This window comes from Streptomyces sp. NPDC017676 (assembly GCF_044329325.1).
GTDB lineage: Bacteria > Actinomycetota > Actinomycetes > Streptomycetales > Streptomycetaceae > Streptomyces.
This window is the reverse complement of the sequence record NZ_JBIRJA010000028.1, coordinates 1-23,106: the sequence shown is the minus strand read 5'-3', so window position 1 is coordinate 23,106 and position 23,106 is coordinate 1. Positions and strand designations below refer to the sequence as shown.

Annotated in this window: 24 protein-coding genes; 13 read left to right on the top strand and 11 right to left on the bottom strand. The window is 72.3% G+C overall.

Annotation, left to right across the window (positions count from 1 at the left end; genetic code table 11):
* Positions 1-2 precede the first annotated feature (2 nt).
* On the top strand, positions 3-587 hold the full coding sequence (locus tag ACH4LD_RS39460; protein WP_398059171.1) for a 2'-5' RNA ligase family protein: 585 nt from the start codon (positions 3-5) through the stop codon (positions 585-587).
* Here the strand turns inward: ACH4LD_RS39460 and ACH4LD_RS39455 are convergent.
* Positions 584-1,339: a decaprenylphospho-beta-D-erythro-pentofuranosid-2-ulose 2-reductase gene (locus ACH4LD_RS39455; protein WP_398059136.1), complete on the bottom strand. Its 756-nt coding sequence runs from the start codon at positions 1,337-1,339 to the stop codon at positions 584-586. The genes ACH4LD_RS39460 and ACH4LD_RS39455 overlap by 4 nt on opposite strands.
* An 85-nt stretch (positions 1,340-1,424) precedes the next feature.
* Here ACH4LD_RS39455 and ACH4LD_RS39450 point away from each other — a divergent pair, with 85 nt between their 5' ends.
* Positions 1,425-2,336, top strand: a complete 912-nt coding sequence (locus ACH4LD_RS39450) for a YihY/virulence factor BrkB family protein (protein ID WP_132786745.1) — start codon at positions 1,425-1,427, stop codon at positions 2,334-2,336.
* Here the strand turns inward: ACH4LD_RS39450 and ACH4LD_RS39445 are convergent.
* The gene (locus ACH4LD_RS39445) at positions 2,284-3,543 is read right to left on the bottom strand and encodes a D-alanyl-D-alanine carboxypeptidase family protein (protein WP_398059135.1); all 1,260 of its coding nucleotides are present in this window, start codon (positions 3,541-3,543) and stop codon (positions 2,284-2,286) included. The genes ACH4LD_RS39450 and ACH4LD_RS39445 overlap by 53 nt on opposite strands.
* A 91-nt stretch (positions 3,544-3,634) precedes the next feature.
* Here ACH4LD_RS39445 and ACH4LD_RS39440 point away from each other — a divergent pair, with 91 nt between their 5' ends.
* From ACH4LD_RS39440 to ACH4LD_RS39430, 3 genes are all read left to right on the top strand, one after another.
* On the top strand, positions 3,635-3,874 hold the full coding sequence (locus ACH4LD_RS39440) for an SCO4848 family membrane protein (protein ID WP_030641438.1): 240 nt from the start codon (positions 3,635-3,637) through the stop codon (positions 3,872-3,874).
* Between the two features lie 16 nt (positions 3,875-3,890).
* A complete protein-coding gene (locus tag ACH4LD_RS39435; RefSeq protein WP_398059134.1) occupies positions 3,891-5,276 on the top strand; it encodes a metallophosphoesterase in 1,386 nt (461 codons plus the stop codon).
* A 250-nt stretch (positions 5,277-5,526) separates the two neighbouring features.
* Entirely contained in the window at positions 5,527-7,071 is a 1,545-nt protein-coding gene (locus ACH4LD_RS39430; RefSeq protein WP_398059132.1) for an ABC transporter substrate-binding protein, read from the top strand.
* Here ACH4LD_RS39430 and ACH4LD_RS39425 read toward each other — a convergent pair whose 3' ends face one another.
* From ACH4LD_RS39425 to ACH4LD_RS39385, 9 genes are all read right to left on the bottom strand, one after another.
* Positions 7,072-7,689, bottom strand: a complete 618-nt coding sequence (locus tag ACH4LD_RS39425; protein ID WP_398059131.1) for a Uma2 family endonuclease — start codon at positions 7,687-7,689, stop codon at positions 7,072-7,074.
* Positions 7,690-7,779: 90 nt separating this feature from the next.
* A complete protein-coding gene (locus ACH4LD_RS39420; protein ID WP_398059130.1) occupies positions 7,780-8,526 on the bottom strand; it encodes a TetR/AcrR family transcriptional regulator in 747 nt (248 codons plus the stop codon).
* A gap of 95 nt (positions 8,527-8,621) precedes the next feature.
* Complete coding sequence (locus ACH4LD_RS39415; protein ID WP_103816279.1) at positions 8,622-9,032, bottom strand: VOC family protein; 411 nt, start codon at positions 9,030-9,032, stop codon at positions 8,622-8,624.
* A gap of 90 nt (positions 9,033-9,122) precedes the next feature.
* Positions 9,123-10,490, bottom strand: coding sequence for an FG-GAP and VCBS repeat-containing protein (locus tag ACH4LD_RS39410; RefSeq protein WP_398059129.1), 1,368 nt, complete (start codon positions 10,488-10,490; stop codon positions 9,123-9,125).
* A gap of 158 nt (positions 10,491-10,648) precedes the next feature.
* Entirely contained in the window at positions 10,649-11,428 is a 780-nt protein-coding gene (locus ACH4LD_RS39405) for a succinate dehydrogenase iron-sulfur subunit (RefSeq protein WP_030641455.1), read from the bottom strand.
* Entirely contained in the window at positions 11,428-13,182 is a 1,755-nt protein-coding gene (gene sdhA / locus ACH4LD_RS39400) for a succinate dehydrogenase flavoprotein subunit (RefSeq protein ID WP_132786734.1), read from the bottom strand. Before sdhA ends, ACH4LD_RS39405 begins: the two co-directional genes overlap by 1 nt.
* Before the next feature lie 19 nt (positions 13,183-13,201).
* Entirely contained in the window at positions 13,202-13,684 is a 483-nt protein-coding gene (locus ACH4LD_RS39395) for a succinate dehydrogenase hydrophobic membrane anchor subunit (RefSeq protein WP_103816282.1), read from the bottom strand.
* Positions 13,685-13,689: 5 nt separating this feature from the next.
* A complete protein-coding gene (gene sdhC / locus ACH4LD_RS39390) occupies positions 13,690-14,070 on the bottom strand; it encodes a succinate dehydrogenase, cytochrome b556 subunit (protein WP_043195476.1) in 381 nt (126 codons plus the stop codon).
* A 191-nt stretch (positions 14,071-14,261) separates the two neighbouring features.
* Positions 14,262-14,837 carry a 2-oxo-4-hydroxy-4-carboxy-5-ureidoimidazoline decarboxylase gene (locus ACH4LD_RS39385; protein WP_398059126.1) on the bottom strand — a complete coding sequence of 192 codons (576 nt, stop codon included), beginning with the start codon at positions 14,835-14,837 and terminating at the stop codon, positions 14,262-14,264.
* Between the two features lie 196 nt (positions 14,838-15,033).
* Between ACH4LD_RS39385 and ACH4LD_RS39380 the strand changes: the two genes are divergently transcribed.
* The 8 genes from ACH4LD_RS39380 to ACH4LD_RS39345 all read left to right on the top strand — a co-directional run bounded on the left by ACH4LD_RS39380 (position 15,034) and on the right by ACH4LD_RS39345 (position 22,801).
* Entirely contained in the window at positions 15,034-16,659 is a 1,626-nt protein-coding gene (locus ACH4LD_RS39380) for a glycoside hydrolase family 20 protein (RefSeq protein WP_398059124.1), read from the top strand.
* A 150-nt stretch (positions 16,660-16,809) separates the two neighbouring features.
* Positions 16,810-17,541, top strand: a complete 732-nt coding sequence (locus ACH4LD_RS39375) for a DUF4328 domain-containing protein (RefSeq protein ID WP_398059123.1) — start codon at positions 16,810-16,812, stop codon at positions 17,539-17,541.
* 117 nt (positions 17,542-17,658) lie between these two features.
* Entirely contained in the window at positions 17,659-18,228 is a 570-nt protein-coding gene (locus ACH4LD_RS39370; RefSeq protein ID WP_398059121.1) for a hypothetical protein, read from the top strand.
* A 143-nt stretch (positions 18,229-18,371) separates the two neighbouring features.
* A complete protein-coding gene (locus tag ACH4LD_RS39365; RefSeq protein WP_398059119.1) occupies positions 18,372-18,785 on the top strand; it encodes a hypothetical protein in 414 nt (137 codons plus the stop codon).
* Positions 18,786-18,922: 137 nt separating this feature from the next.
* Positions 18,923-19,540, top strand: coding sequence for an RNA polymerase sigma factor (locus ACH4LD_RS39360; protein ID WP_398059118.1), 618 nt, complete (start codon positions 18,923-18,925; stop codon positions 19,538-19,540).
* A gap of 179 nt (positions 19,541-19,719) precedes the next feature.
* Positions 19,720-20,598 (top strand): hypothetical protein, encoded by an 879-nt coding sequence (locus tag ACH4LD_RS39355; protein ID WP_398059117.1) that lies wholly within the window; start codon positions 19,720-19,722, stop codon positions 20,596-20,598.
* A gap of 293 nt (positions 20,599-20,891) precedes the next feature.
* A complete protein-coding gene (locus ACH4LD_RS39350; RefSeq protein WP_132786728.1) occupies positions 20,892-21,554 on the top strand; it encodes an RNA polymerase sigma factor in 663 nt (220 codons plus the stop codon).
* The gene (locus tag ACH4LD_RS39345) at positions 21,554-22,801 is read left to right on the top strand and encodes a hypothetical protein (protein WP_398059116.1); all 1,248 of its coding nucleotides are present in this window, start codon (positions 21,554-21,556) and stop codon (positions 22,799-22,801) included. Before ACH4LD_RS39350 ends, ACH4LD_RS39345 begins: the two co-directional genes overlap by 1 nt.
* The last annotated feature ends 305 nt before the right edge of the window (positions 22,802-23,106 follow it).

Here is a 23,106-nt window from a genome sequence, read left to right as displayed (position 1 = left end):
ACGTGGGGACCGTAACGATCGGCGTGTCGATCGCGGTCCCGGAGCCTCACGGCAGCCTGCTCCAGGAGCGGCGCGCGGGCTTCGGCGACGCCGCGGCTCACGGAATCCCCACGCACGTCACGCTGCTGCCGCCGACCGAGGTGGACGAGGCCGACCTGCCGGCGGTCGACGCCCACCTCTCCGAGGTCGCCACCGCCGGCCGGCCGTTCCCGATGCGCCTGTCCGGCACCGGCACCTTCCGCCCCCTGTCGCCGGTGGTCTACGTCCGGGTCGTCCAGGGCGCCGACGCGTGCGCCTGGCTCCAGCAGCGCATCCGGGACGCCTCCGGGCCGGTGGCGCGCGAGCTGCAGTTCCCTTACCACCCGCACGTCACCGTGGCCCACGGCATCGACGACGCGGCCATGGACCGCGCCTTCGAGGAACTGGCGGAGTTCGAGGCCGAGTGGCCGTGCACCGGCTTCGCGCTGTACGAGCAGGGCGCCGACGGCGTCTGGCGCAAGCTGCGCGAGTACACCTTCGGGGGGCACGTGGTACCGCCCCAGCCGGGCCACGCGGAAGTGGAACGGGGCACGATCGCCAGCCGTTAGGCCATCAGCCGGCGGTACACCACGCGGGGCACGTGCCGCAGGGCCGTCATCAGCAGGCGGAGCGCGCCCGGGACCCACACCGTCTCCGAGCGGCGGCGCAGGCCCAGTTCGATGGCCGTGGCGACCGCCTCCGGCGTGCTGGCGAGCGGTGTCCGCATCCCGCCGGCCGCCCTTCCCGTCCGGACGGACCAGGGGCGTACGACCATGACGTGGACGCCGGTGCCGTGCAGGGCGTCGCCGAGGCCCTGGGCGAAGACGTCGAGGCCGGCCTTGCTGGAGCCGTAGATGAAGTCGGCGCGGCGGGCGCGTTCGGCGGCGGCGGAGGACAGCACGACGAGGGAGCCGTGGCCCTGGGTCTGCAGGGCACGCCCGGCGACCAGGCCGGCCGAGACGGCGCCGGTGTAGTTGGTCTGGGCGACCCGCACGGCCCGCACCGGGTCCCGTTCGTCGTGCGCCTGGTCGCCGAGGACGCCGAAGGCGAGCAGCACCATGTCGACGGGCCCGTCGGCGAACACCTTGCCGAGGACGGCCTCGTGGGACTCGGGATCGAGCGCGTCGAAGGCGACGGTGTGCACGTCCGCGCCGAGCGCGCGCAGACTCCCGGCGGCGTCCTCCAGCGCCGGGGAGGGGCGGCCCGCCAGCCACACCGTGCGGGTGCGGCGGGCGATCAGCCGGCGCGCGGTGGCCAGCGCGATCTCGGACGTGCCGCCGAGGACGAGCAGGGACTGGGGCAGATCGGTGGCGTCCTTCATGACAGCCGACCGTATCGCCCATGTATGACCGTTCTGCCGGAGAAACGCGGTGTTGACGCCCATGGGCAGCGGGCACAGTCGGATCATGGACTGGCTGAAGAGGCTTCCCGGCATCGGGCCGATCGTCACCCGGCTGATGCTCACGCACGCGTGGCGGTGCTACGAGCGGCTGGACCGGGTGAAGTGGACCCGGCTCGCCGCCGCCATGACGTTCGTCAGCTTCGTGGCGCTGTTCCCGCTGCTGACCGTGGCCGCCGCGATCGCCGCCGCCACGCTCAGTCCGGCCAGCCAGAAGACCGTGGAGCACCGGATCGCCGACCAGTTCCCGGGCCTGGCCGACCAGTTGGACCTCACCTCCCTGGTGCAGAACGCGGGCACGGTCGGCGTCATCGCGGGCGCGGTCCTGCTGTTCACGGGCATCGGCTGGGTCGGCCAGGTCCGGGACTGCCTGCGCGCGGTGTGGGAGCTGCCGGACCGCGAGGAGAACCCGGTCGTCACCAAGGCCAAGGACGCCGTCATCCTGCTCGGCTTCGGCGGCGCCCTGCTGGTCACCCTCGCCGCGTCCACCCTCGCCTCGGCCGCCGTCGGTCTGGTCTCCCGGCAGATCGGCCTGGACGAGCACAGTTGGGGCAGCGTCCTGTTGCGGATCGCCGCGTTCGCCGTCGCCGTGCTCGCCGACTTCCTCGTCCTGCTCTACGTCCTGACCCTGCTGCCCGGGGTCGAGCCGCCGCGCCGCCGACTGCTCGTCGCCGCGCTGCTCGGCGCGATCGGCTTCGAACTGCTCAAGCTGCTCCTCAGCGGCTACATCCAGGGGGTCGCCGCGAAGAGCATGTACGGCGCGTTCGGCGTACCCGTGGCCCTGCTGCTGTGGATCAACTTCACGGCCAAACTGGTTCTGTTCTGCGCCTCCTGGACGGCGACGCCGAGCAAGGAGACGGCGGTGCTCAGGGACGCGCCCGACGGCGCATCAGGTCCGGCAGCGGCCACCGGCGGTTGACCAGGAACGCCCCGCCCCCGAGCAGCAACAGCAGCCCGCCCGCGACGGCCAGGGCGATCCCGGCCCCGCGGGAGCCGGACCCGGCGGTGGCGCTCGCCACGGGCTTCGCCCCCGGCCCGCCGGTCCCGGCCGCCTGCCCCGCCCCCTGCCCCGGGTCCTGCGCGGCGGACGTGGCGGGGCCGGGCTGCGGGGTCGCCGAGGAGGCGCTCCTCGGCGGCACCAGCTCGCCCACCGCGTTGACCTTGCCGACCGCCTGGAAACCCCAGTCGAACAGCTTCGCGGTCTCCTTGTAGACCTCGTTGTGCTCGTGCTTCTCCGGGTTCATCACCGTGACCAGCAGGACCTTGCCGTTCCGTTCGGCGACCCCGGTGAAGGTGGCGCCCGCGTGCGTGGTGTTGCCGTTCTTCACACCCGCGATGCCCTGGTAGACGGGGACGTCGGTGTCGCCGCTCAGCAGCCGGTTGGTGTTCCGGATCTCGGCGGAGCCGAACTTCGCGCTCACCGTCGAGCAGTAGTCGCGGAAGTCCTTCTTCTGCAGCCCGGAGCGGGCGAACAGCGTCAGGTCGTACGCCGACGACACCTGCCCCGGCGCGTCGTAGCCGTCCGGCGAGACCACGTTCGTGTCCAGGGCCTGGAGTTCCTCGGCGTGGTCCTGCATGTCCTGGACGGTCTGCTTGATGCCGCCGTTCATCTGGGACAGCACGTGCACGGCGTCGTTGCCCGAGCGCAGGAAGACCCCGAGCCACAGGTCCTGGACGGAGTAGGTGGCGCCCTCCTCTATCCCGACCACGCTGGAGCCGACGCCCACGCCCTTGAGGTCCGACGCCGCCACCTTGTGCTGGGTGGCCTTGGGGAACCGGGGCAGCACGGTGTCCGCGAACAGCATCTTCAGCGTGCTCGCCGGGGGCAGCCGCCAGTGCGCGTTGTGCGCGGCGAGGACCTCCCCGGACTCGGCGTCGGAGACGATCCAGGAACGGGCGGTGAGGTCCTTGGGCAGGACCGGCACACCGGGGGCGAGGTTGACCTGCGTGCCCGGCATGCCGAGCCGGGCGCCGCCCACGGTGGACATCTGGGCCGGGGGCGTGGCCGTCGGGCTCGTCGAGGGGGTCGGCGCGGCCAGGGCGGCGGGCGCGGTGACGGACAGGGACAGCAGGGTGGCTGAGGTGACCAGCAGGGATCGCCTGACGGTCGTGTTCGGTGCGGGCACGACCGAGAACGTACCCGGACCCGACCGCGAAGTCCCGCGCCCCCTCCCACCCCCGGCACGGAACCGGACACGGGACGGCGATACTGGACTCATGAAGCTCAGCCGCCCGGTCTCCTGGTTCCTGCTCGCGTTCGGGGTGTGGTCCTGGGTCATCTGGGTCACTTTCGTCAAGAACCTGGTCAAGGACAGCAGCGGGCTCGCCTTCGACGACGGTCACCCGACCGCGTACTTCTGGGTGCATCTGCTGCTGGCGGTCGTCTCCTTCGTATTGGGGACGGTCATCGGGGTCATCGGGTTGCGCGGTCTGCGCGCACTGCGCCGGAACTCATAGCGGGGGAACGGCCGGGGTGGTCATCGTCTTCGCGCTCGTCGCACTGGCCGTCCTGGCCGTCGTCGCGGTCCTGCACTGGTACGTCTGGCGGCGTCTGGTCCGCGACACCACACGCGGTCCGGGCCCGGCCCGCCGCGCCGGCACCGCCGTGTTCGTCACCGGCCCGGTCCTGATGATCGGAGCCCTGGTCGCCGAACGCGCGGGCGCCCCGTTCCTGCTCCAGCGCACCCTCGCCTGGCCGGGCTTCCTGTGGATGGCCCTGGCGCTGTACCTGCTGCTGGCGGTCCTGGCCTCCGAAGCCGTACGCCCGCTGACGAACCGCCTGCCCCGACGCACCGCGCCCTCCCCCCTCGACCACCCCAGCCCCGCGCCTTCACCTCGCGACCACCCGAGCCCGGACCCCGCGCCTTCACCTCGCGACCCACCGAGCCCGCACCCCGCGGCTTCGCCTCTCGACCGACCGAGTCGGGTGGTGGGTGGGCAGGGTCCGGGGGTCCAGGGGGCGGAGCCCCCTGGGGCGGTCACCGCGGCACCGGCACAGGCACAGACACCCGCCCAGAGACCCCGCGCCCAGGAACCCACCCGGCGCCTCGTCGTCTCCCGCCTCCTCGCCGGCGCGGCCACCACCGCCGCCGTGGCGACAGTCGGCCACGGCACCTACGGAGTCCTCAACGGCCCCCGGGTCACACGCGTCACCGTCCCGCTGACCAAACTCCCGCGAGCGGCGAACGGCTTCCGCATAGCCGTCGTCAGCGACATCCACCTCGGCCCCGTCCTCGGCCGGGGCTTCGCACAGCGGGTCGTCGACACGGTCAACGCCACCCAGCCGGACCTGATCGCGGTCGTCGGCGACCTGGTCGACGGCAGCGTCAAGGACCTGGGCCCGGCCGCCGCCCCCCTCGCCGGGCTCAGCGCCCGCCACGGCGCGTACTTCGTCACGGGCAACCACGAGTACTTCTCCGGCGTCGAGCAGTGGATCGAAGAGGTCCGCGAGCTCGGCCTGCACCCGCTCCAGAACGCCCGCACCGAGCTGCCGTACTTCGACCTGGCCGGCGTCAACGACGTCCAGGGCGGGAGCGAGGGCCAGGGCCCGGACTTCGCCAGGGCACTCGGCGACCGGGACCCGGCACGCGCGTGCGTGCTGCTCGCCCACCAGCCGGTGCAGATCCACGAGGCCGTACGGCACGGCGTCGACCTCCAGCTCTCCGGCCACACGCACGGCGGCCAGCTCTGGCCCGGCAGCCTCCTCGCCGCCGCGGCCAACCCGACGGTCGCCGGTCTCGACCGCTACGGCGACACGCAGTTGTACGTCAGCAGGGGCGCGGGCGCCTGGGGACCACCCACGCGCGTGGGGGCGCCGTCGGACGTGACGGTGATCGAGCTGGCCGCCAGGCACGCATGAGCCGCGGAACGCGCCGAGCCGCCCCCCCCCCGGTTCGGCCGGAACCGCTCCCACGTCTGTGGAGGAGTTGTGAAACCCGGCGGAAACAACGCCTCGGTAAGTTCTTTCACAACTGGTCAGAAAGCCCTTCCCCACGGTGAAACCGGTGTGATTAGGTGAGCCGCGCCACTTAGGGGAGTGGCTGATTCATGCTGGGCCAGGGGTAGGGCCTTGACGGCCTGGGGAGGGCACCACCATGCGATCTGTTCGCATGCGGATTCTCGTGACGCTGCTCGTGCTGGCGGTCGTGGGGATCGGCGGCTGGCAGCTGCTGCCGTCGCAGGAGGACAAGAGCAAGACCATCACCGTCGGTACGACGGACGCGGTCACCGCACTCGACCCGGCCGGCGCCTACGACGCCGGTTCCTGGGCGCTGTTCAGCAATGTGTTCCAGTCGTTGCTGACGTTCGAGCCGGGCGGGGTCGAGCCGGTCCCGGACGCGGCGCAGAGCTGCGCGTTCGAGGGCAGCGGCCTCAGGACGTACCGGTGCGCCCTGCGCTCCGGGATCACCTTCCCCAGCGGGCGGGCCATGACGGCGGAGGACGTGAAGTACTCCTTCGACCGGGTCAAGAAGATCAACTCCGACGTCGGCCCGGCGTCCCTGTTCGACACGCTCGCCTCGGTGACCGCCGACGACGCGCACACCGTCACCTTCCACCTCTCGTCCGCGGACGCCACCTTCCCGCTGAAGGTCGCCACCGGCGCCGGCTCGATCGTGGACAAGGACAAGTACCCCGCCGCCGCCCTGCGCACGGGCACCGCCGTCGACGGCACCGGCCCGTACACGCTGACGGGGTACGCCAAGGACCAGAAGGCCGACCTCGCGCCGAACGGGCACTACAAGGGCTATCTGAGCGGCGTCGGCCGCCCGGTCGAGCTGCGGTACTACGCCGACTCCGCGAAGCTGGACCGGGCCTGGAAGGGCCGGGAGGTCGACGTGGCCACCCGGACCCTGCCGCCGGGCGTGCTCTCCGAGCTGAACCCGAGCGATCCCAAGCAGCGGGTCACCGAGTCCGACAGCGCCGAGACCCGCAACCTGTACCTCAACACCCGCTCGGGTTCCCCGCTGCACGACGTGCGGGTGCGCCGGGCGATGGCCTGGCTGGTCAACCGTGAGCAGCTCGCCACGACCGTGTACGAGGGCACGGTCGACCCGCTGTACTCGCTGATCCCGACGGGCATCACCGGGCACACCACCTCGTTCTTCGACTCCTACCCGACCCGGAGCACCGACAAGGCACGCCGGCTGCTCACCGAGGCCGGGGTGAGCCTGCCGGTCCGCTTCACCCTCGGCTACGGCATCGGCAGGGGCGCGGGCGCGGAGGAGTCCGCGGAGCTGAAGAAGCAGCTGGAGGCGGGCGGCCTGTTCAAGGTGGACGTCAAGGGCTACGAGTGGACCGACTTCCAGAAGCGCTGGGCCGCCGGGAAGATGGACGCCTGGGCGGTCGGCTGGGTCGCCGACTATCCCGACCCGGACACCTTCGGCGGCCCGCTCGTCGGCACCGGCTCCACCATGAGCACCGGGTACAGCAACAAGCTGGTCGACCACCTCATCCTGGACAGCCGGCAGTACGCCGACCGCACCCGGGCCGCGAAGGACTTCAAGGACATCCAGACGGACGTGGCCGAGGACGTCCCGCTGATCCCGCTCTGGCAGCGCAAGGAGTACGTGGTCAGCACCGAGGACGTGGGCGGCGGCCAGTACCTGTCGGACGGCACGGGCGTGTTCCGCCTGTGGCGCCTGACCTGGATCTGATCAGTCGGCCTTCTTCTGCCCGGCCTTGATGATCTGCTCCACGTCGAGCGCCACCTCGGCACCGATCGAGTCGGGCAGCGTCACCGTCTCGCCGGGGGCGTGGACACGGTGGTTCGCGTACTCGCTCCCGGCGGGCTCCGTGAGGACGTGGAGGCGCTGGTGCTTGCGGTCGACCACGAGGTAGACGGGCACCTTGGCCTCGGCGTACGCGCCGACCTTGGTCTTCAGGTCGTCCCGCCAGTTGCCGGAGGTGACCTCCAGGACGAGGCGGAAGCAGACCGGGTCGTAGGCGTTGTTCTCGATGAAGTGGTCGTCGATGTCGGCGTCCACGACGACCAGGTCGGGGATGCAGTAGTCCTCGGCGCCGGTAGGGAGCTTGATCGCAACGCTCTGGAGCACCTCGGTCTCGCCGTCGTCCAGGCCCGCGGCGATGAAGGGGCGCATGAGCTTGGTCAGAGCGCGGGCGTGGGGGGCATCCGGTGAAGGGGTCACGAGGAGATGGCCTCCGATGATCTCGACGCGGTAGCCCGGATGGCGCTCCATGATCTCGTCGGCGATGGCCGTGAGGGAGAACGGCTCGTCGGCGTCGAAGGGCTGCTCGACGGATGCAGCGGACATCGCGTGCCTCCTAGGGGCTGGTGTCGAGAGCATCATCGTAGGCAGCCGGGACCCCGGGCGTCCTGTTCCCGCGCGTTCACCCGAAAGTGATCACTCGCCGTCCCGGCCCCTCCGCCCCGGGTCCGGCAGGGCCTTCGTCATCCCCGGCAGGAAGTCCGTGAACAGCTCGTGGACCTCCAGGACCAGGGGCCGCAGCACCCGGAACCGGGCCAGTGAGACACCGCGGGCGGTCAGCCGGGCCCCCCGCCGCGCCAGCCGGTAACTACGCTCCCGCCCCTCCGTGCGGTCGAAGATCCAGTACAGGACCAGACCCATCTGGGCCAGCCACATCAGCTCCGGGAGCACGTCCCGCAGCTCGGGAGCCACCTTGGACTTCGAGCCGGCCAGCACCTCCCGGTGCACGCTGATGGCCTGCTCGCGCGCGTGCTCGCTCTCGGGCGAGAAGGGGCTGAGCGGGCTGTCGGGGTCGGCGGCGTTCTTGAAGAACTGCACCGCGAACTCGTGGTACGGCCGGGCGATGTCCAGCCACGCGGTCAGCACGCCCGCGAGCCGCGCCTCCAGGTCGGTCTCCCGGTCCAGGACCTCCCGGACCACCGCCCGGTGCTCGGCGGCGATCCGGTCGTAGAAGCCCTGGATCAGGTGTTCCTTGCCCTCGAAGTAGTAGTAGGCGTTGCCGACGGAGACCCCGGCCTCCTTGGCGATGGCCCGCATCGTCGTCTTGTCGTACCCGCGCTCCTGGAACAACCGCATCGCGGTCTCCAGGATCAGCGCGCGGGTCTGCTCGGACTTGCTGCTCTGGGGGCCGGCCGCCTCGGGACCGTCGTTCTTCGCGGGCACGGGAGGAGCCTAACGAGTGACGGGGGCCGCCCCGGAGCAGGACGGCCAGGAGCACCTCCGGCCTCTCGTCGCCGCCCGGGGTGGTCGCGGTGTCCTCAGGCTCTGCGGCCCAGTGCCGGGCGCTTGGTGTAGTCCGTGAAGCCGAGGACGTTCCCCCAGGGGTCGGCGATCTCCACCGTCCAGCCGGTGGCCACCGGGAAGACCTCGTCCAGGGGTTCGATGCCGGCGGCGGCCAGCTCCCGCGCCGCCGCCCGCGCGTCCGGCACCTCCAGCCAGACGCGCGGCGAAGGCCAGGGCGGGGTCCGCCGCCGCAGCTCCTCCTCCGCGCGCAGCAGGATGCCGGGCGTCTCCCCGCCGACCTTCAGCTGCGCGATCCCGCCCTCGTCGAACCGGAAGCCCACGGCGAACCCGGCCCGCTCGTAGAAGGCGACGGCCTCGCCGAGGTCGCCGACGGGGAGCAGCACGTTGTCGAAACCGAGCAGTTCGTACGACTCTTCGTCTGACATGTCGTCACATTAGGATTCTTGCTCCCGGGAAGCGAGGAGCCCCACCGGAGCGGCCTTCCGGTGGGGCTTCCAGGGGGACCCGTCAGTGGCTCACTGCGGGAAGCCGGGGTCCAGGTCGGACTGCGACGCGCCGCTGGTCGTGACGCCCTTGGCGGATCCGCGCAGCAGCAGGCCCTTGCGGTAGAGGTCACCGGAGACCAGCAGGTCGGCGTCGCCGTCCCGGTCGAAGTCCCGCAGCCGGACGAACAGGCCGAGCGCCTCGGAGTCGGCCGGGCCGCCCGGTACGCCCGCGGTCGCCCGGGTGAACCACTGCGAGCCGGTGCCGGTCACACCGCTCCTGCCGCCCCGCAGGACGTGCACGCCGCCCGCGTTCCCGACCGAGCCGACCTCCTCCTCGGGCACGCCCACCGCGAGGTCCGGGTAGCCGTCGCGGTTGGTGTCGCCGGCGGAGAGGGCGTGACCGAAGCGGTCGTTCCTGCCGGCGGCGGTCGCCACGCCGGAGGTGGACTGGGACAGCCGGTAGGAGGTGGTCGGCCCGCTCACGCCGCCGCGCAGCACCAGCACGGAGCCCGCGCCCTTGTTGTACGGCGTGTCGCTGACGGCCAGGTCGCCGTAGCCGTTCTTGTCGAAGTCGGCGATCACGCCGGTCGCGCCGTAGTCCGCCTGGGTGGCGTTGTACGTCGTGTACTTCCCCCGCTTGATCGTGGAGCCGCCCTGCACGAACCACGCGGCCTGCGTCATCTTGCCGTTCCGGTAGCCCTGGCCGAGCACGTACAGGTCGGTGGCCTTGTCCTTGGTCACCTTGCCGGCGACGATCGCGGACGGCTCCAGCACCTCGGCACCGCTGGGGCTGACCTCCAGTTTGGTGACGCTGCCCGTCGTACCGGACGGGGAGAAGCCGCCCCGGTAGACGAAGAGGGTGCCCGTGACGTCGGCGACGGCCAGGTCCGGCTTGCCGTCGCCGTTGAAGTCACCGGAGGCCAGGGCCGCGCCGAACGCGGTCGTCGACCTGGCCGGGATGCGCGTGGCCTTCGCCCCGAGGCCCGCCTTGGCGCCCCACAGGATGGTGACCGCGCCCGCCCCGGCCTTCGTACCGACCTTCTCGCTGCTGTCGGCGACGGCGAGGTCGGCGTACCCGTCACGGTTGAGGTCGGCGTTCGCGACCTGGTCCCCGAACGTGTCGGCGTACCCACCGGCATCCCCGGCCTTGCCCGGGATGCCGGGGCTGTCCTGCGTGAAGGTGACCGACTTGGACCCCGGCCCGCCGGCCGTGCCGTAGGTGACCGTGACCTCGCCACCCCAGCCGGACGCGTAGTCCCGGTACCCGTCGCCGTTGAAGTCGTCGGCGTACTTGGCGGGTGTCACCGCGGCCGCCGTCCCTGCCGTGAGGGCCAGCAGTCCGCCGGTGAGCGAGAGCGCCGTGGCCGTCGCCACGGCGAGCTTCCTGTGCGTGCGCAATGTGTCTCCTTGATCGCGTGCACCCGCAAGACCCACGACCACGCGGGACAGTTGTACGGCACCCTCCGGCCCGGGCGGCGCCCCGCCGCCATGGCAAGGGCCCCGCCCCCGGCGCGGAACCGGGGGCGGGGCCCGAGTGCTTCAGGCGCGTCCGTGGATCAGTAGCGGCGCGTGATCAGGGCGCGCTTCACTTCCTGGATCGCCTTCGTGACCTCGATGCCGCGCGGGCAGGCGTCCGTGCAGTTGAAGGTCGTGCGGCAACGCCACACGCCGTCACGGTCGTTGAGGATCTCCAGCCGCTGCTCGCCGGCCTCGTCACGCGAGTCGAAGATGAAGCGGTGGGCGTTCACGATCGCGGCCGGACCGAAGTACTGGCCGTCGTTCCAGAACACCGGGCAGGAGGAGGTGCAGGCCGCGCACAGGATGCACTTCGTCGTGTCGTCGAAGCGCTCGCGGTCCTCCGGGGACTGGTAGCGCTCCCGGGTGGGCTCGTTCGTCTCCTTGACGACCAGGAACGGCATGACGTCCCGGTACGCCTGGAAGAACGGCTCCATGTCCACGACCAGGTCCTTCAGGACCGTCAGGCCCTTGATGGGCTCGACCGTGATCGGCTTCTCGGGGTTGATGTCCTTGATCAGCGTCTTGCAGGCAAGGCGGTTCTTGCCGTTGATCCGCATCGCGTCCGAGCCGCAGATGCCGTGCGCGCACGAGCGGCGGAAGGTGAGGGTGCCGTCGACGTCCCACTTGATCTTGTGGAGGCCGTCGAGGACCCGCTCCTTGGGGTCGATCTCCAGCTGGAAGTCTTCCCAGGTGGCCTCCGCCGCGACCTCCGGGTTGAACCGGCGGATGCGGAAGGTGACCGTGATGTAGGGGGAGTCGGCGAAACCGGGCTCGGGCTGGCCGGCCGCGTCCGCCTTGTCCAGAACAGGGGTAGCCATCAGTACTTACGCTCCATCGGCTGGTAGCGGGTCTGGACGACCGGCTTGTAGTCGAGACGGACGGTTTCCGAGCCGTCGGCGCCGACCTCGCGGTACGCCATGGTGTGGCGCATGAAGTTGACGTCGTCGCGGTTCGGGTAGTCCTCGCGGTAGTGACCACCGCGGGACTCCTTGCGGGCGAGGGCCGACACCGCCATGACCTCGGCCAGGTCGAGCAGGTTGCCCAGCTCGATCGCCTCCAGCAGGTCCGTGTTGAAACGCCTGCCCTTGTCCTGGATCGCCACGTTCTTGTAGCGCTCCTTCAGCTCGGCGATCTTCTCGACCGCCGTCTTGATCGTCTGCTCGGTGCGGAACACCATGACGTTCGCGTCCATGGTCTCCTGCAGCTCGCGGCGGATCGTCGCCACCCGCTCGTTGCCGGTGGAGGTGCGCAGCCGCTCGATCTGCTCGACGACGAAGGACTCCGGGGCGTCCGGCAGCTCGACGTAGTCGGCCTTCGCCGAGTACTCGGCGGCGGCGATGCCCGCGCGGCGGCCGAAGACGTTGATGTCCAGCAGCGAGTTGGTGCCGAGCCGGTTGGCGCCGTGCACCGACACGCAGGCGACCTCGCCGGCCGCGTACAGACCCGGGACGACCGTGGTGTTGTCCGCCAGGACCTCGCCCATGACGTTCGTCGGGATGCCGCCCATCGCGTAGTGGGCGGTGGGCTGGATCGGGATCGGGTCCGTGTACGGCTCGATGCCGAGGTAGGTCCGCGCGAACTCGGTGATGTCCGGGAGCTTGGCGTCCAGCTGCTCCGGCGGCAGGTGGGTCAGGTCCAGGTAGACGTGGTCGCCCTCGGGACCACAGCCACGGCCCTCGCGGATCTCCGTGTAGATGGAGCGGGACACGACGTCACGGGACGCCAGGTCCTTCATGACGGGAGCGTACTTCTCCATGAAGCGCTCGCCGTCCTTGTTGCGCAGGATGCCGCCCTCACCGCGGGCGCCCTCGGTGAGCAGGATGCCCATGCGCCAGATGCCGGTCGGGTGGAACTGGAAGAACTCCATGTCCTCCAGCGGGAGGCCGCGCCGGTAGACCGCCGCCTGACCGTCACCGGTCAGCGTGTGGGCGTTCGACGTCACCTTGAAGAACTTGCCGGTGCCGCCGGAGGCGTAGATGACGGCCTTCGCCTGGAAGACGTGGATCTCACCGGTGGCGAGCTCGTACGCCACCACACCGGCCGACTTCTTGACGCCGTCGACCTCGGTGATCAGCTGGTCCAGGACGTAGAACTCGTTGAAGAACTCCACGCCCTCCTTGACGCAGTTCTGGTACAGCGTCTGGAGGATCATGTGGCCGGTGCGGTCCGCGGCGTAGCAGGACCGGCGGACCGGGGCCTCGCCGTGGTTGCGGCTGTGACCGCCGAAGCGGCGCTGGTCGATGGTGCCGTTCGGCGTCCGGTTGAACGGCAGGCCCATCTTCTCCAGGTCGAGGACGGCGTCGATGGCCTCCTTCGCCAGGATCTCGGCGGCGTCCTGGTCGACCAGGTAGTCACCGCCCTTGACCGTGTCGAAGGTGTGCCACTCCCAGTTGTCCTCCTCCACGTTGGCCAGCGCGGCGGCCATGCCGCCCTGCGCGGCGCCCGTGTGGGAGCGGGTGGGGTAGAGCTTCGTCAGGACCGCGGTGCGGCTGCGCTTCGTCGCCTCGATGGCGGCGCGCATGCCCGCGCCGCCGGCGCCGACGATGACGGTGTCGTACTTGTGGATCTTCATGATTCTCGCAGCCCCGTGCCTAGCGGATGTTCGGGTCGAAGGTGAAGATCACCAGCGTGCCCAGCAGGATGGTGAACACCGTGGCGGTGTAGAGCAGGCCCTTCAGCCACAGCCGGCTGTTCGGGCGCTCCGCGTAGTCGTTGATGATCGTGCGCAGGCCGTTGGCGCCGTGCAGCATCGCCAGCCACAGCATCAGCAGGTCCCAGACCTGCCAGAAGGGGGACGCCCAGCGGCCGGCCACGAAGGCGAAGCCGATCTTGGAGACGCCGCCGTCCAGCACGAGCTGGATCAGCAGGTGGCCGATGACGAGGACGACCAGCACGATGCCGGACAGGCGCATGAACAGCCAGGCGGCCAGCTCGAAGTTGCCCCGGGTCGACTTCGGGGACTTCTTGGTGCGCTTGCGCGGCGCCTCGATCAGCGGGGCCGGGTTGTCGACGGTGTAGACGGGAGCGCCCTCGACGGGGCCGACTCCGGAGGCCGCGGTTTCAGTCGTGGACATCGGCGTCAGCTCCCAAACAGGACACGGTAGGCGTGACCGAGGACCGGGTAGATCGCCCCGAGCATCAGCACGATCCAGACACCCATCACGGTCCAGAACATCTGCTTCTGGTAGCGCGGGCCCTTCGACCAGAAGTCGACGGCGATGACGCGCAGGCCGTTGAGCGCGTGGAAGAGGATGGCGGCGACGAGGCCGTACTCCAGCAGCGCGACGATCGGCGTCTTGTACGTGGCTACGACCTTGTCGTAGTCCTCGGGGGAGACACGCACGAGAGCGGTGTCCAGCACGTGAACGAACAGGAAGAAGAAGATGAGGACGCCGGTGACTCGGTGAGCCACCCAGGACCACATTCCTTCCCGGCCGCGGTACAGCGTTCCAGCCGGCACGGAAGAACCCTCCGGGAGCGGGGACTAGGGCCGCGCCGGCTTCACTGTCGGTCGGGCCCGGCCGGGTACGGTCCACCGGCCCTCTGCATGGTATCCACGTGCCGCCGTGGTGCTTACGGGGGGCCTACCGGTGTGATCAAAGTGGCACGCGGTTGGACTAGCGGGCGCGGTCACCGGGGCGGGTTCGAGTGTCATTTGCCGGGTGCGGGGGTGTTTGGGCTGGTCGCGCCCATGTGGCGGCAGCCACAAATCGAACACAGCCCGGCGCCGCTTAGCAGGGCCAGCAGCCGTCCCCGGGCGAGGCGCCGGAGCTCGTCCGCCGCCACCACCCGTTCCTCCTCGGGATCGTTTGCCAATCGTGACCGGATCGCTTCGAGGATGTGGTCGATGACCTCGCCCGGGGCGACGTCTCCGAGATAGACGACGAACGCGTGTCCGAATCGGGCCTCGTAGGCGGCGTGCGCGGCGCTCAGGGCCATGTGGGCCGCCGAGTAGGTGTCCTCGGGAAGCTCGGGGAGGGACTCGCCGGCCAGGGCCTCGGCCAGATCGCCGGGGGAGAGGTCGTACGCCGCCTCGTCCGCCGCCGCCAGCAGGGCGTCCAGGTCGGGGTAGGGGCGGTGGTCGGCGAGCCGGTGCGACCAGCGCAGACTGTGCAGGCAGTGCAGGAGAAGAGCGCGGGCCTCGTCCGCGGGCGCGGTGTTGAAGGCGTCGAGGGGCGTGGGGAGATACGGCAGGCGGTGGGCGGGCAGCGTGGGTCCTCGCGTCACAGGTGGTGTGGCAGGGGATGCTGTGAAAAGTGTGACCTCAGGTTATCGAGAGTGGTCACGCTGTGTCCGAGGGATGCCTGAAATTCACCCGGACGGGAGAGTTTCGGAACGCCTGGGTGACAGCTGAGCGGGCGATCGGTCGTACGTTGGCAGGGTGATCCAGCACAGGCACAGGCGCCGGAGCCCGGCGCGGCAGGTGACACGGAAGCGGGCGGTGGTGGCCGCCGCGTTCGTCGGGACCATCGCGCTCGGCACCGGCGTCGGCGTGTGGGCCGCCTCGGACGGGGGCGGCGGACAGCCGGACGCGGGCGCGCGGCAGTCGTCCTCCGGCCGGGTGGCCGGCGCCGGCTCCGGCGATCCGGACACACCGTCGGCGAGTCCCAGCCCGAGCCGCTCCTATCCGCTGTCGCGGGCGCCGCGCACGATACCCGCGGTGCGCTCCCACACCCCGGCGCGCGGGCCCGGCTGGACACCGCGGCCGGGCGGGCGGGTGGTGGTGAGCGACCCGGAGCTCGCCGACGAGGGACGGCTCATAGCCGGGGAGCTGGGACTGCGCTACGCGGGGGAGAAGGACGACGTCCGGGCGGGCGACGTACGGCTCGCGCTCGGCGGCGGGGGCGGGAACGAGGAGTCGTACACCATGACCGTCCGCAGCGGACGGGTCGACATCAGCGGGCCCGGCGAGGCCGGCGTCTTCTACGGCACCCGCACCCTGAAGCAGGAGGTCCACGGCGGCGGTACGGCACCCGAGGGCGTCGTACGGGACGAGCCCGCCAAGCCGGTGCGCGGGTTCATGCTGGACATCGCGCGCAAGCCGTACGGCGAGACCTGGATCGAGGACCGGATACGCGAGCTGGGGGACCTGAAGTTCAACGAGCTGGGCCTGCACTTCTCCGACGACCAGGCCTTCCGGATCGAGTCCAGCAGCCACCCCGAGATCGTCTCCAGGGACCACCTGACCAAGGCCCAGGTCAGGAAGATCGTGGCGCTGGCGGACAGCCGGCACATCACCGTCGTGCCGGAGATCGACTCGCCGGGGCACCTGGGCGCCGTCATCGCCGCCCACCCGGACCTCCAGCTGCGCAACGCGAGCGGCGTGCCGACGCGGGGCGCCGTCGACATCTCGAAGGACGCCGCCGCGCGGATCGTCGACGACCTGCTCGACGAGTACGCCGGGCTCTTCACCGGCGGCCAGTGGCACCTGGGCGGGGACGAGTACCAGGCGCTGACCGTCAGGGACCCGCAGGCCTCCTACCCGCAACTGGCCGCCGCCGCCCGGCGGGCCTTCGGCGCCGGCGCGACCGTCGCCGACCTCGCCACCGGCTGGCTCAATGACCGCGCCGCCACCGTCCGCGCCCACGACCGGACCGTCCGCGCCTGGAACGACGGCTTCTACCGCGACACCTCCGTGCGGCCCGACCCGGACATCCAGGTCGCCTACTGGACCGGCAAGGAGATCGGCGCCCGGCAGCCCGTGGAGTACCTGAGTGCGGGGCGGAAGGTGCTCAACTACAACGACGAGTTCCTCTACTACGTGCTCGGACAGCCGCAGACCTTCGTCTACCCGACCGGACAGCGGATCTACGAGCAGTGGAACCCGCGCGTCCTGCGGGGCACGACCGCCGTGCCGGAGCGCTACGACGGGCAGATCCTCGGCGGCTCCTTCGCGGTCTGGTCCGACTTCCCGAACGCGCAGACGGAGGCACAGGTCGCCGCCGGCATCCGGATGCCCCTGCGGGCCACCGCGCAGAAGCTGTGGGACCCGGGCACGCCCGCGCTGTCCTGGGCCGACTTCCGCGGGCTGGCGGACCGGCTGGGCTGAGAACCGAGTGGACGCACGGCGGCGTCCGACCATATGTTCCGGTGTTCGCGCACGTCCTCGGAACGCGCGCGTCCGTACCAGTGGCCGCGCGTCGCCTCGGGGAGAGCCGACGCGCCGGCCCGGCTCTCATCGTCCCGGGGGAACTCCGCCATGACCTCGTCCATGCCCACGCCGCCGTATCCGACGCCGCATCCCGCGCCGCCGTACCCCGCCCCGCCCGGCGCCTGGCTGCGCTCGCCGGCCGCGCTCGGCCGGGCCACCGCCGTACTGCTCGGCCTCGTCATCGCCACCGACCTGTTCGCCTGCTGCGCGGACCTGCTGGAACTCGACGTCACCGGCGACATCGCCGACGGCGTCGGCGGGGCCGGCGTCGTCGACCGGGCCGACCGCGCGGACGCGCTCTACGCGATGGCCGGCGTCTCCCAGATGGTCGCGCTGGTCGCCACGACGGTCGTCTACCTGTGCTGGCTGTGGCGGGTCCGGGTGAACGCCGAGGTGTTCGACGCCTCCCGGCACCGGATGAAGCGCGGCTGGACGATCGGCGGCTGGTTCTGCCCGGTCGTGAACCTCTGGTTCCCGCGCCGGATCGTCGCCGACAGCTGGGACGCCAGCGCTCCCTGGGGCGCGCGGCCCGGGCACACGCCGGTCAACGCCTGGTGGTCGCTGTGGATCATCAGCCTCCTCGCGGGCCGGTACGCGTACACCGCCTCCCGGAACGCCGAGACGGCGGCCGAACTGCGCGACGCCGCCCGGGTGACGCTGTTCTCCGACGGGGTCGACATCGCGGCGGCCGCCTTCGCCATCGTGGTGGTCGTCCGGCTGACCCGTATGCAGGAGCGCAAGGTGTTCTCGGGCGAGCTGCCGGCCCCCGTCCTCGGCTGACCCCGCCGCTGTCACCTTTGGCTGAAACACCTCCGCTGTGACACTCCCGCGCCGTGGCACGCAGAAAGGGGAAGTGCGGGCTCCGTACCGGTCGGTGCCCTGGCGAGGGAGGCATTCATGAGCCTGGTCGAACTCATCGCACAGGCCGACGAACGCGGACTGGCCGCCAGCGGATTGGCTTGTTTGGATCGGTGTCTGCCGCTGCTCGGAGGCGACGACGAGCTGCTTCGCCCGCTGTGGGCCCGCCTCGCCGACGGCTCCGACTGGTCCGCCGACCTGTCCCTGGCCCGCGCCGCGCTCGCCCCCGCGGACCCCGCCGACGACGAGGCCGCCCGGCTCACCCGGCGCATGCTGGACTCGGCCCCGGCCGAACGCACCGCCGGCGCCGTACGGCCCTGGGCCGACGCCTGCTCGGTCGCCTCGCTGCGCGTCCACCGCCTGCTCGACCCCGCGGCAGACGGCGACCCGGCCCCGGAGCCCCTCGACGCGGGGCGCGCGGGCGCCCCGGCGGACCTTCCGCCGCTCGTCACCGCCGAGCTGCGCCGCCAGGCCGCCGTGCTGGAACTCCTCGCGGGACACGGTGCCCAGGGGCTGCGCCGGGCGCTGGAGATATCCGTGGAGGGCCGCCGGGTGCTGCGCGCGGTGGTCTCCCGCCGGGCGCGCAGCGTCGCGGAACCGGGGGCGTGAGGGGAGTCTGTGACCCTCGTGCGGCGGACGTGGGGTGGTCCTGCGGTGGTTGGCCGAACGTCGGGAGAAACGTTTCGAACGACGGTGACGGAACCCGGCCCCGGCTCGCTCTTCCCTATGTGACAGCCCAAGTGACGACTCATGTGACAGCTCATGCGGCCGCCCCGTCCCGGACAGCACAGCAGGAGACCCGGCCGAGCGCCGCGGCCAAGCCCGTGCGGTGGGCGGCGGACGCGGTGGCGACCATGCGCGAGGGCGCGCGGGTACGGCTCGACTACTCGGCCCAGAGCCTGTGGCGGGTGGACCGGATGATCGAGGAGATACGGCGGGAGGGGCCACCGTACGCGGCCGTCGAGAGCGTGCTGCGCGGCTTCGGCGCCTACGCCGGCGAGGTGATCGTCCGGCAGACCGGCGCCGAGTGGTGGGCGACCGGTGGCGAGCACTGGGTGCGCACCCCCGACGGCCGGCTGTGGGACCCCATCGAGGAGGCCCGCCGCTGCTACGGCGGCCACGGCTCACTGCGGCTGCTGTGCCGGGACGCGACCGCCCCCGGCTGACCGGTCCGGCCTGGCTGTGACACTTCCGTCGGGGCCGACGCTGATGATCGTGGAGGGCGGGGACACGGCCGGAGCGTGTCGCACCGTGAGGCAAGCGCCACGCAGTGGCCAGGAACTCGGCACGAACGAGGACGGTCTTGGGCCAGGGAGGGGAACCCCGCCGCCCGCAGCCGCGGGACGGGGAACTGGGCGCGGCCGTCGCGCGGGCCCAGGACGGCGACGAGACCGCGTTCGCGGCGGCCTACCGGATCGTGCAGCCCGGTCTGCTGGGCTATCTGCGGGGGCTGGTCGGCGAGGACGCGGAGGACGTCGCCTCCGAGGCCTGGCTGGAGATCGCCCGCGACCTCGGCCGGTTCCGGGGCGACGGCGCGGGCTTCCGCGGCTGGACCGCGACCATCGCCCGGCACCGGGCGCTGGACCATCTGCGTCGGCAGCGGGTACGGCCCCGGGCGGCGCGGCTGGAGCAGGACGCCCTGGAGCTGCCCGGCCGGCACAGCACCCACGAGCAGGCGCTGGAGTCGCTCTCCACCGCACGCGCGCTGGAACTGGTCCGCGCGCTGCCCCGGGACCAGGCCGAGGCGGTGCTGCTGCGGGTGGTCGTCGGCCTCGACGGCCCGGCCGCGGCCCGGGTCCTCGGTAAACGCCCCGGCGCCGTCCGCACGGCCGCGTACCGGGGCCTGCGACGCCTGGCCCGCCAACTCGGCGCGGACGGCACGACGGACCCGGAGCCGCCGCCGCGGGGTGAGCCGGGGTGAACGCGCCGGCGGGTGTGGGACGTATGCGTGGGGGCGGGACTCACGGTCTCGGGGTGGCTGGTGCTTCCGGGTGCGGGGCGTGACGGTCGGTAGGTGCGGGCGTCCGGGGTTCGGGCGAGTGGGTGCGGGTGGGTCGGCGTACGGAGTTCCGGGTGGACCGGGTGAGGGCGGGAACGGGCATGGGTGAACGGCACAGCGGCGGCGGGCTGACCGGTCGTCGGCGTGCGCACCCCGGCGGTGCCGTCGCCACGCCGGACCCGGCCGACGCCTCCGGGCTGGAGACCCGGTTGGCCGCCGCGCTGCGCGCCGACCGCGTCGACGCCGAGGCCGAGCGCAGCGCCGTCGCCGCCTTCCGGGCCGCGCGCGACGCGGGAGCGCACGGCGCGCGGACCCGCACCCGGGACGACTGGCGGCCCGGGCGGCCGGCACCCGCCCGCCGCTCACTGCGGACCACCCTCTCGGTCGCCCTGGCGAGCCTCACGCTGGGCGGAGTCGCCGTCGCGGCCATCGGCTCCGCCGGGTCCGGCTCGCACGACGACGACCGGAGCCGAGCGCCACACACCACGCGGCCGGTGCCGGGCACTCCGCGCGTCCCGGCCGACGCCACGGCAGCCGGGCCCCCGGCCACCACGTCCGCGGATCACCCCGGCCGGCCGGTCACCGCCCGGGACACCCTCGCCCACTGCCGTGCCTACACGCGGGCCGGGGACCGCGGCGGTGCCCTGGAGTCGGCGGCCTGGCAGCGGCTCGTCAGTGCGGCGGGGGGACCGGAGAAGGTCGCCGCCTACTGCGCAGCCCGTGCGGCGGAGTGGAAGCAGGGCAAGAACTCAGACAACAACGCCGACGACGCCAACAACGCGCACAACGCCGGCTCCTCCGGCTCCTCCGGCAACAAAGGCGACGTAGGCGCCAACGGCAACACCGGCAACGGGGAGAGCAAGGGTGGCGGCGGCCAGGGGAACGCTGCCGCCGGGAACTCGACCGGAGGGAACTCGACCGAAGGGAATTCCACCGGCGGCAAGGCGGCCGGTCGTGACTCCTCCGGTGGAAAGCCGTAGGCGTCCGTCGGCCCCGCCAAGGCAACGGCCGGGGCCGCCACCCCCCACAGGAGAGGCCCCGGCCGTCGCGTGGACGGGCCGCGCGCGGCCCGTACTCCCTTCAGCGCCGTCGGTGCGGTTTCTGTCACACCTCGCCACAGCGCGGCCACATCCCGCCCCCGCCCCGACCTCACGCTGCGCACATCCGAACCCGGTCACGAGTTAGTTGCATCTTCTACAGACATGGACGAGCAGCGGTTTCACGCCGTAACGTGCCTTTCGCGCCGACCGAAGACAGGCGTAAAGGGAGTACGGTGCTGGGGGACGACGCGGAGCTGACCACCGCGGTGCGTGCGGCACAGGACGGAGACGAGACCGCGTTCCGTACGGTGTACCGCGCGGTGCACCCGCGCCTGCTCGGATACGTCCGGACCCTGGTCGGCGACCCGGACGCAGAGGACGTCGCGTCCGAGGCATGGCTCCAGATCGCCCGTGACCTGGACCGTTTCAGCGGCGACGCCGACCGGTTCCGCGGCTGGGCCGCCCGGATCGCCCGCAACCGCGCCCTGGACCACATACGCATGCGGGGCCGGCGCCCCGCCATAGGCGGCGACGAGACCGAGCTGACCGGCCGCGCCGCCGAGTCCGACACGGCCGGCGAGGCCATCGAGGCCCTGGCCACGGACAGCACCCTCTCCCTGATCGCCCGGCTCCCGCAGGACCAGGCCGAGGCGGTCGTCCTGCGCGTGGTCGTGGGCCTGGACGCCAAGACCGCCGCCGAGACCCTCGGCAAACGCGCGGGCGCCGTCCGTACCGCCGCGCACCGCGGTCTGAAGCGCCTCGCGGAGCTGATCGGCGACGATCCGGAATCGGCGGGCGGACTCGACGCGCTCCCGCCGCAAAGAGAACCGCGCCGGGGCGCGGTGACGTCCGCAACTGTGACGCATACGCGTGCGCGGACGCAGAAGGACATGTGATGGCCGACGAGCAGTACAAGTGGCTGAACCGTGAGACGGCGGAACGCCTGCTGCGCGGTGAGTCACCGGAAGCCGTCGACCCCTCCGCCCGTGACCAGGCAGAACGTCTCTCCCGCGCGCTCGGCGCGCTGTCCGCGGAGGCGGCCCCCGCCCCCGGTGAACTCCCCGGCGAGCAGGCCGCCCTGGCCGCGTTCCGCAAGGCCCGCGAGGCCGCCGAGGCGGAGCGCACCGCCGCCGCCCACGCTCCCACCGCCCCCCGCACCCCGGCACGAGGCGCCGACGCCGGTCTGGTCCGCATCGGCGCCCCGGCCCGTACCGGAATCCGCCCCCGGCGCCCCCGCTTGGCCCGCCCGGCGCGCCTGGCCCTCGCCGCGGCGGTGGCCGCGGGCACGCTCGGCGGCGTCGCCGTGGCCGCCGGCAGCGGAGTGCTGCCCACTCCGTTCGGCGACGACCACCCCGGCCCCGCCGCCTCCGTCTCTCCCGGCACGACCACCGGACAGCCGCTCACCTCGCCGTCCGCACCGGGCGGCGGGACCGGCACCGGCGCACCGGACGGCGGTACGCCCGGGCACCGTGGCGGCACCGACGACGAGGCCGCGGGGACGGACGACGGCCGGACCCCCGTCCCTGGCTCCGGCGCCCCCTCCGCGACGTCCGGCACCGGGTGGCTCGGCGCCACCGCGGCCTGTCGTGCGCTGCGGGACGGCAAGGACCTGGACACCGGCCGCAGGCGCGCGCTGGAACACCTGGCGGGCGGCCCCGGCCGCGTGACCACGTACTGCAAGGTCCTGCTGGGTGCCGGTGACTCCGCCTCCGGCCGCACGGGCGGCGGTGACAGCGGCGGCGGGAACACCACCGGCAAGGGCTCGGACACCGGCAAGGGCTCGGACAACGGCAAGGGCGGGGGCAAGGGCAACGGCAAGGGCGACGACGCCCCCGCAGACCCGGGCGGCGGCAAGGGCAACGGCAAGGGCGGAAACAAGGGCGGCGGCAAGGGCAGCGGCGAAGGCAGCGGCAAGGGCAGCGGCGAAGGCAGCGGCAAGGGCAGAGGCCAGGGCGGAAACAAGGGCAGAGGCCAGGCGGACAAGGACAGCGGCCAGGGCGCAGACAAGGACGGCGGCAAGGGCGGTGGCCGGCACCACGGCGGCGCCGACTCCGCTCCCTCGGGCTTCGCCCCCGCGCACCGCGGTACACCCGGGAACGGCTCCACGACCCCGTCACCGACTCCGACCTACACCGCACTCTGATCGACCCCACCCCGTCTGACCTGCAATTTCGCGGTCACCGAAATTTTTTCGGCGCAAGGTGTGACGTTTCTGGAGTCCGTGACGCAGTAATGAGTGAGCCGACTGGTCATCGGCCGTCGCACGGAGCCGGGGTTCCCCCCGTACCCGCGGCTCGTGCACCTGGCGCGGGGGGGGGGGCCGCCCCCCCGCCCCCCCCCCCCCCCCCCCCCCCCCCCCCCGCCGCCCCCCCCCCCCCCCCGCCTCCCCCCTCGCAGTGGCCGCGGAACCTTTGTGCTCCAACTGTGAAGCTCTCGTGGAGAAGAGTT

Bases quoted from the DNA above. Each gene is read 5' to 3' on its own strand.
- ACH4LD_RS39355 (WP_398059117.1), top strand. From the start codon at position 19,720: ATGGGTGAACGGCACAGCGGCGGCGGGCTGACCGGTCGTCGGCGTGCG.
- ACH4LD_RS39370 (WP_398059121.1), top strand. From the start codon at position 17,659: ATGAGCCTGGTCGAACTCATCGCACAGGCCGACGAACGCGGACTGGCC.
- ACH4LD_RS39455 (WP_398059136.1), bottom strand. From the start codon at position 1,339: ATGAAGGACGCCACCGATCTGCCCCAGTCCCTGCTCGTCCTCGGCGGC.
- ACH4LD_RS39415 (WP_103816279.1), bottom strand. From the start codon at position 9,032: ATGTCAGACGAAGAGTCGTACGAACTGCTCGGTTTCGACAACGTGCTG.
- ACH4LD_RS39405 (WP_030641455.1), bottom strand. From the start codon at position 11,428: ATGGCTACCCCTGTTCTGGACAAGGCGGACGCGGCCGGCCAGCCCGAG.
- ACH4LD_RS39440 (WP_030641438.1), top strand. From the start codon at position 3,635: ATGAAGCTCAGCCGCCCGGTCTCCTGGTTCCTGCTCGCGTTCGGGGTG.
- ACH4LD_RS39425 (WP_398059131.1), bottom strand. From the start codon at position 7,689: ATGTCCGCTGCATCCGTCGAGCAGCCCTTCGACGCCGACGAGCCGTTC.
- ACH4LD_RS39375 (WP_398059123.1), top strand. From the start codon at position 16,810: ATGACCTCGTCCATGCCCACGCCGCCGTATCCGACGCCGCATCCCGCG.
- sdhA (WP_132786734.1), bottom strand. From the start codon at position 13,182: ATGAAGATCCACAAGTACGACACCGTCATCGTCGGCGCCGGCGGCGCG.
- ACH4LD_RS39395 (WP_103816282.1), bottom strand. From the start codon at position 13,684: ATGTCCACGACTGAAACCGCGGCCTCCGGAGTCGGCCCCGTCGAGGGC.
- ACH4LD_RS39430 (WP_398059132.1), top strand. From the start codon at position 5,527: ATGCGGATTCTCGTGACGCTGCTCGTGCTGGCGGTCGTGGGGATCGGC.
- ACH4LD_RS39345 (WP_398059116.1), top strand. From the start codon at position 21,554: ATGGCCGACGAGCAGTACAAGTGGCTGAACCGTGAGACGGCGGAACGC.
- ACH4LD_RS39450 (WP_132786745.1), top strand. From the start codon at position 1,425: ATGGACTGGCTGAAGAGGCTTCCCGGCATCGGGCCGATCGTCACCCGG.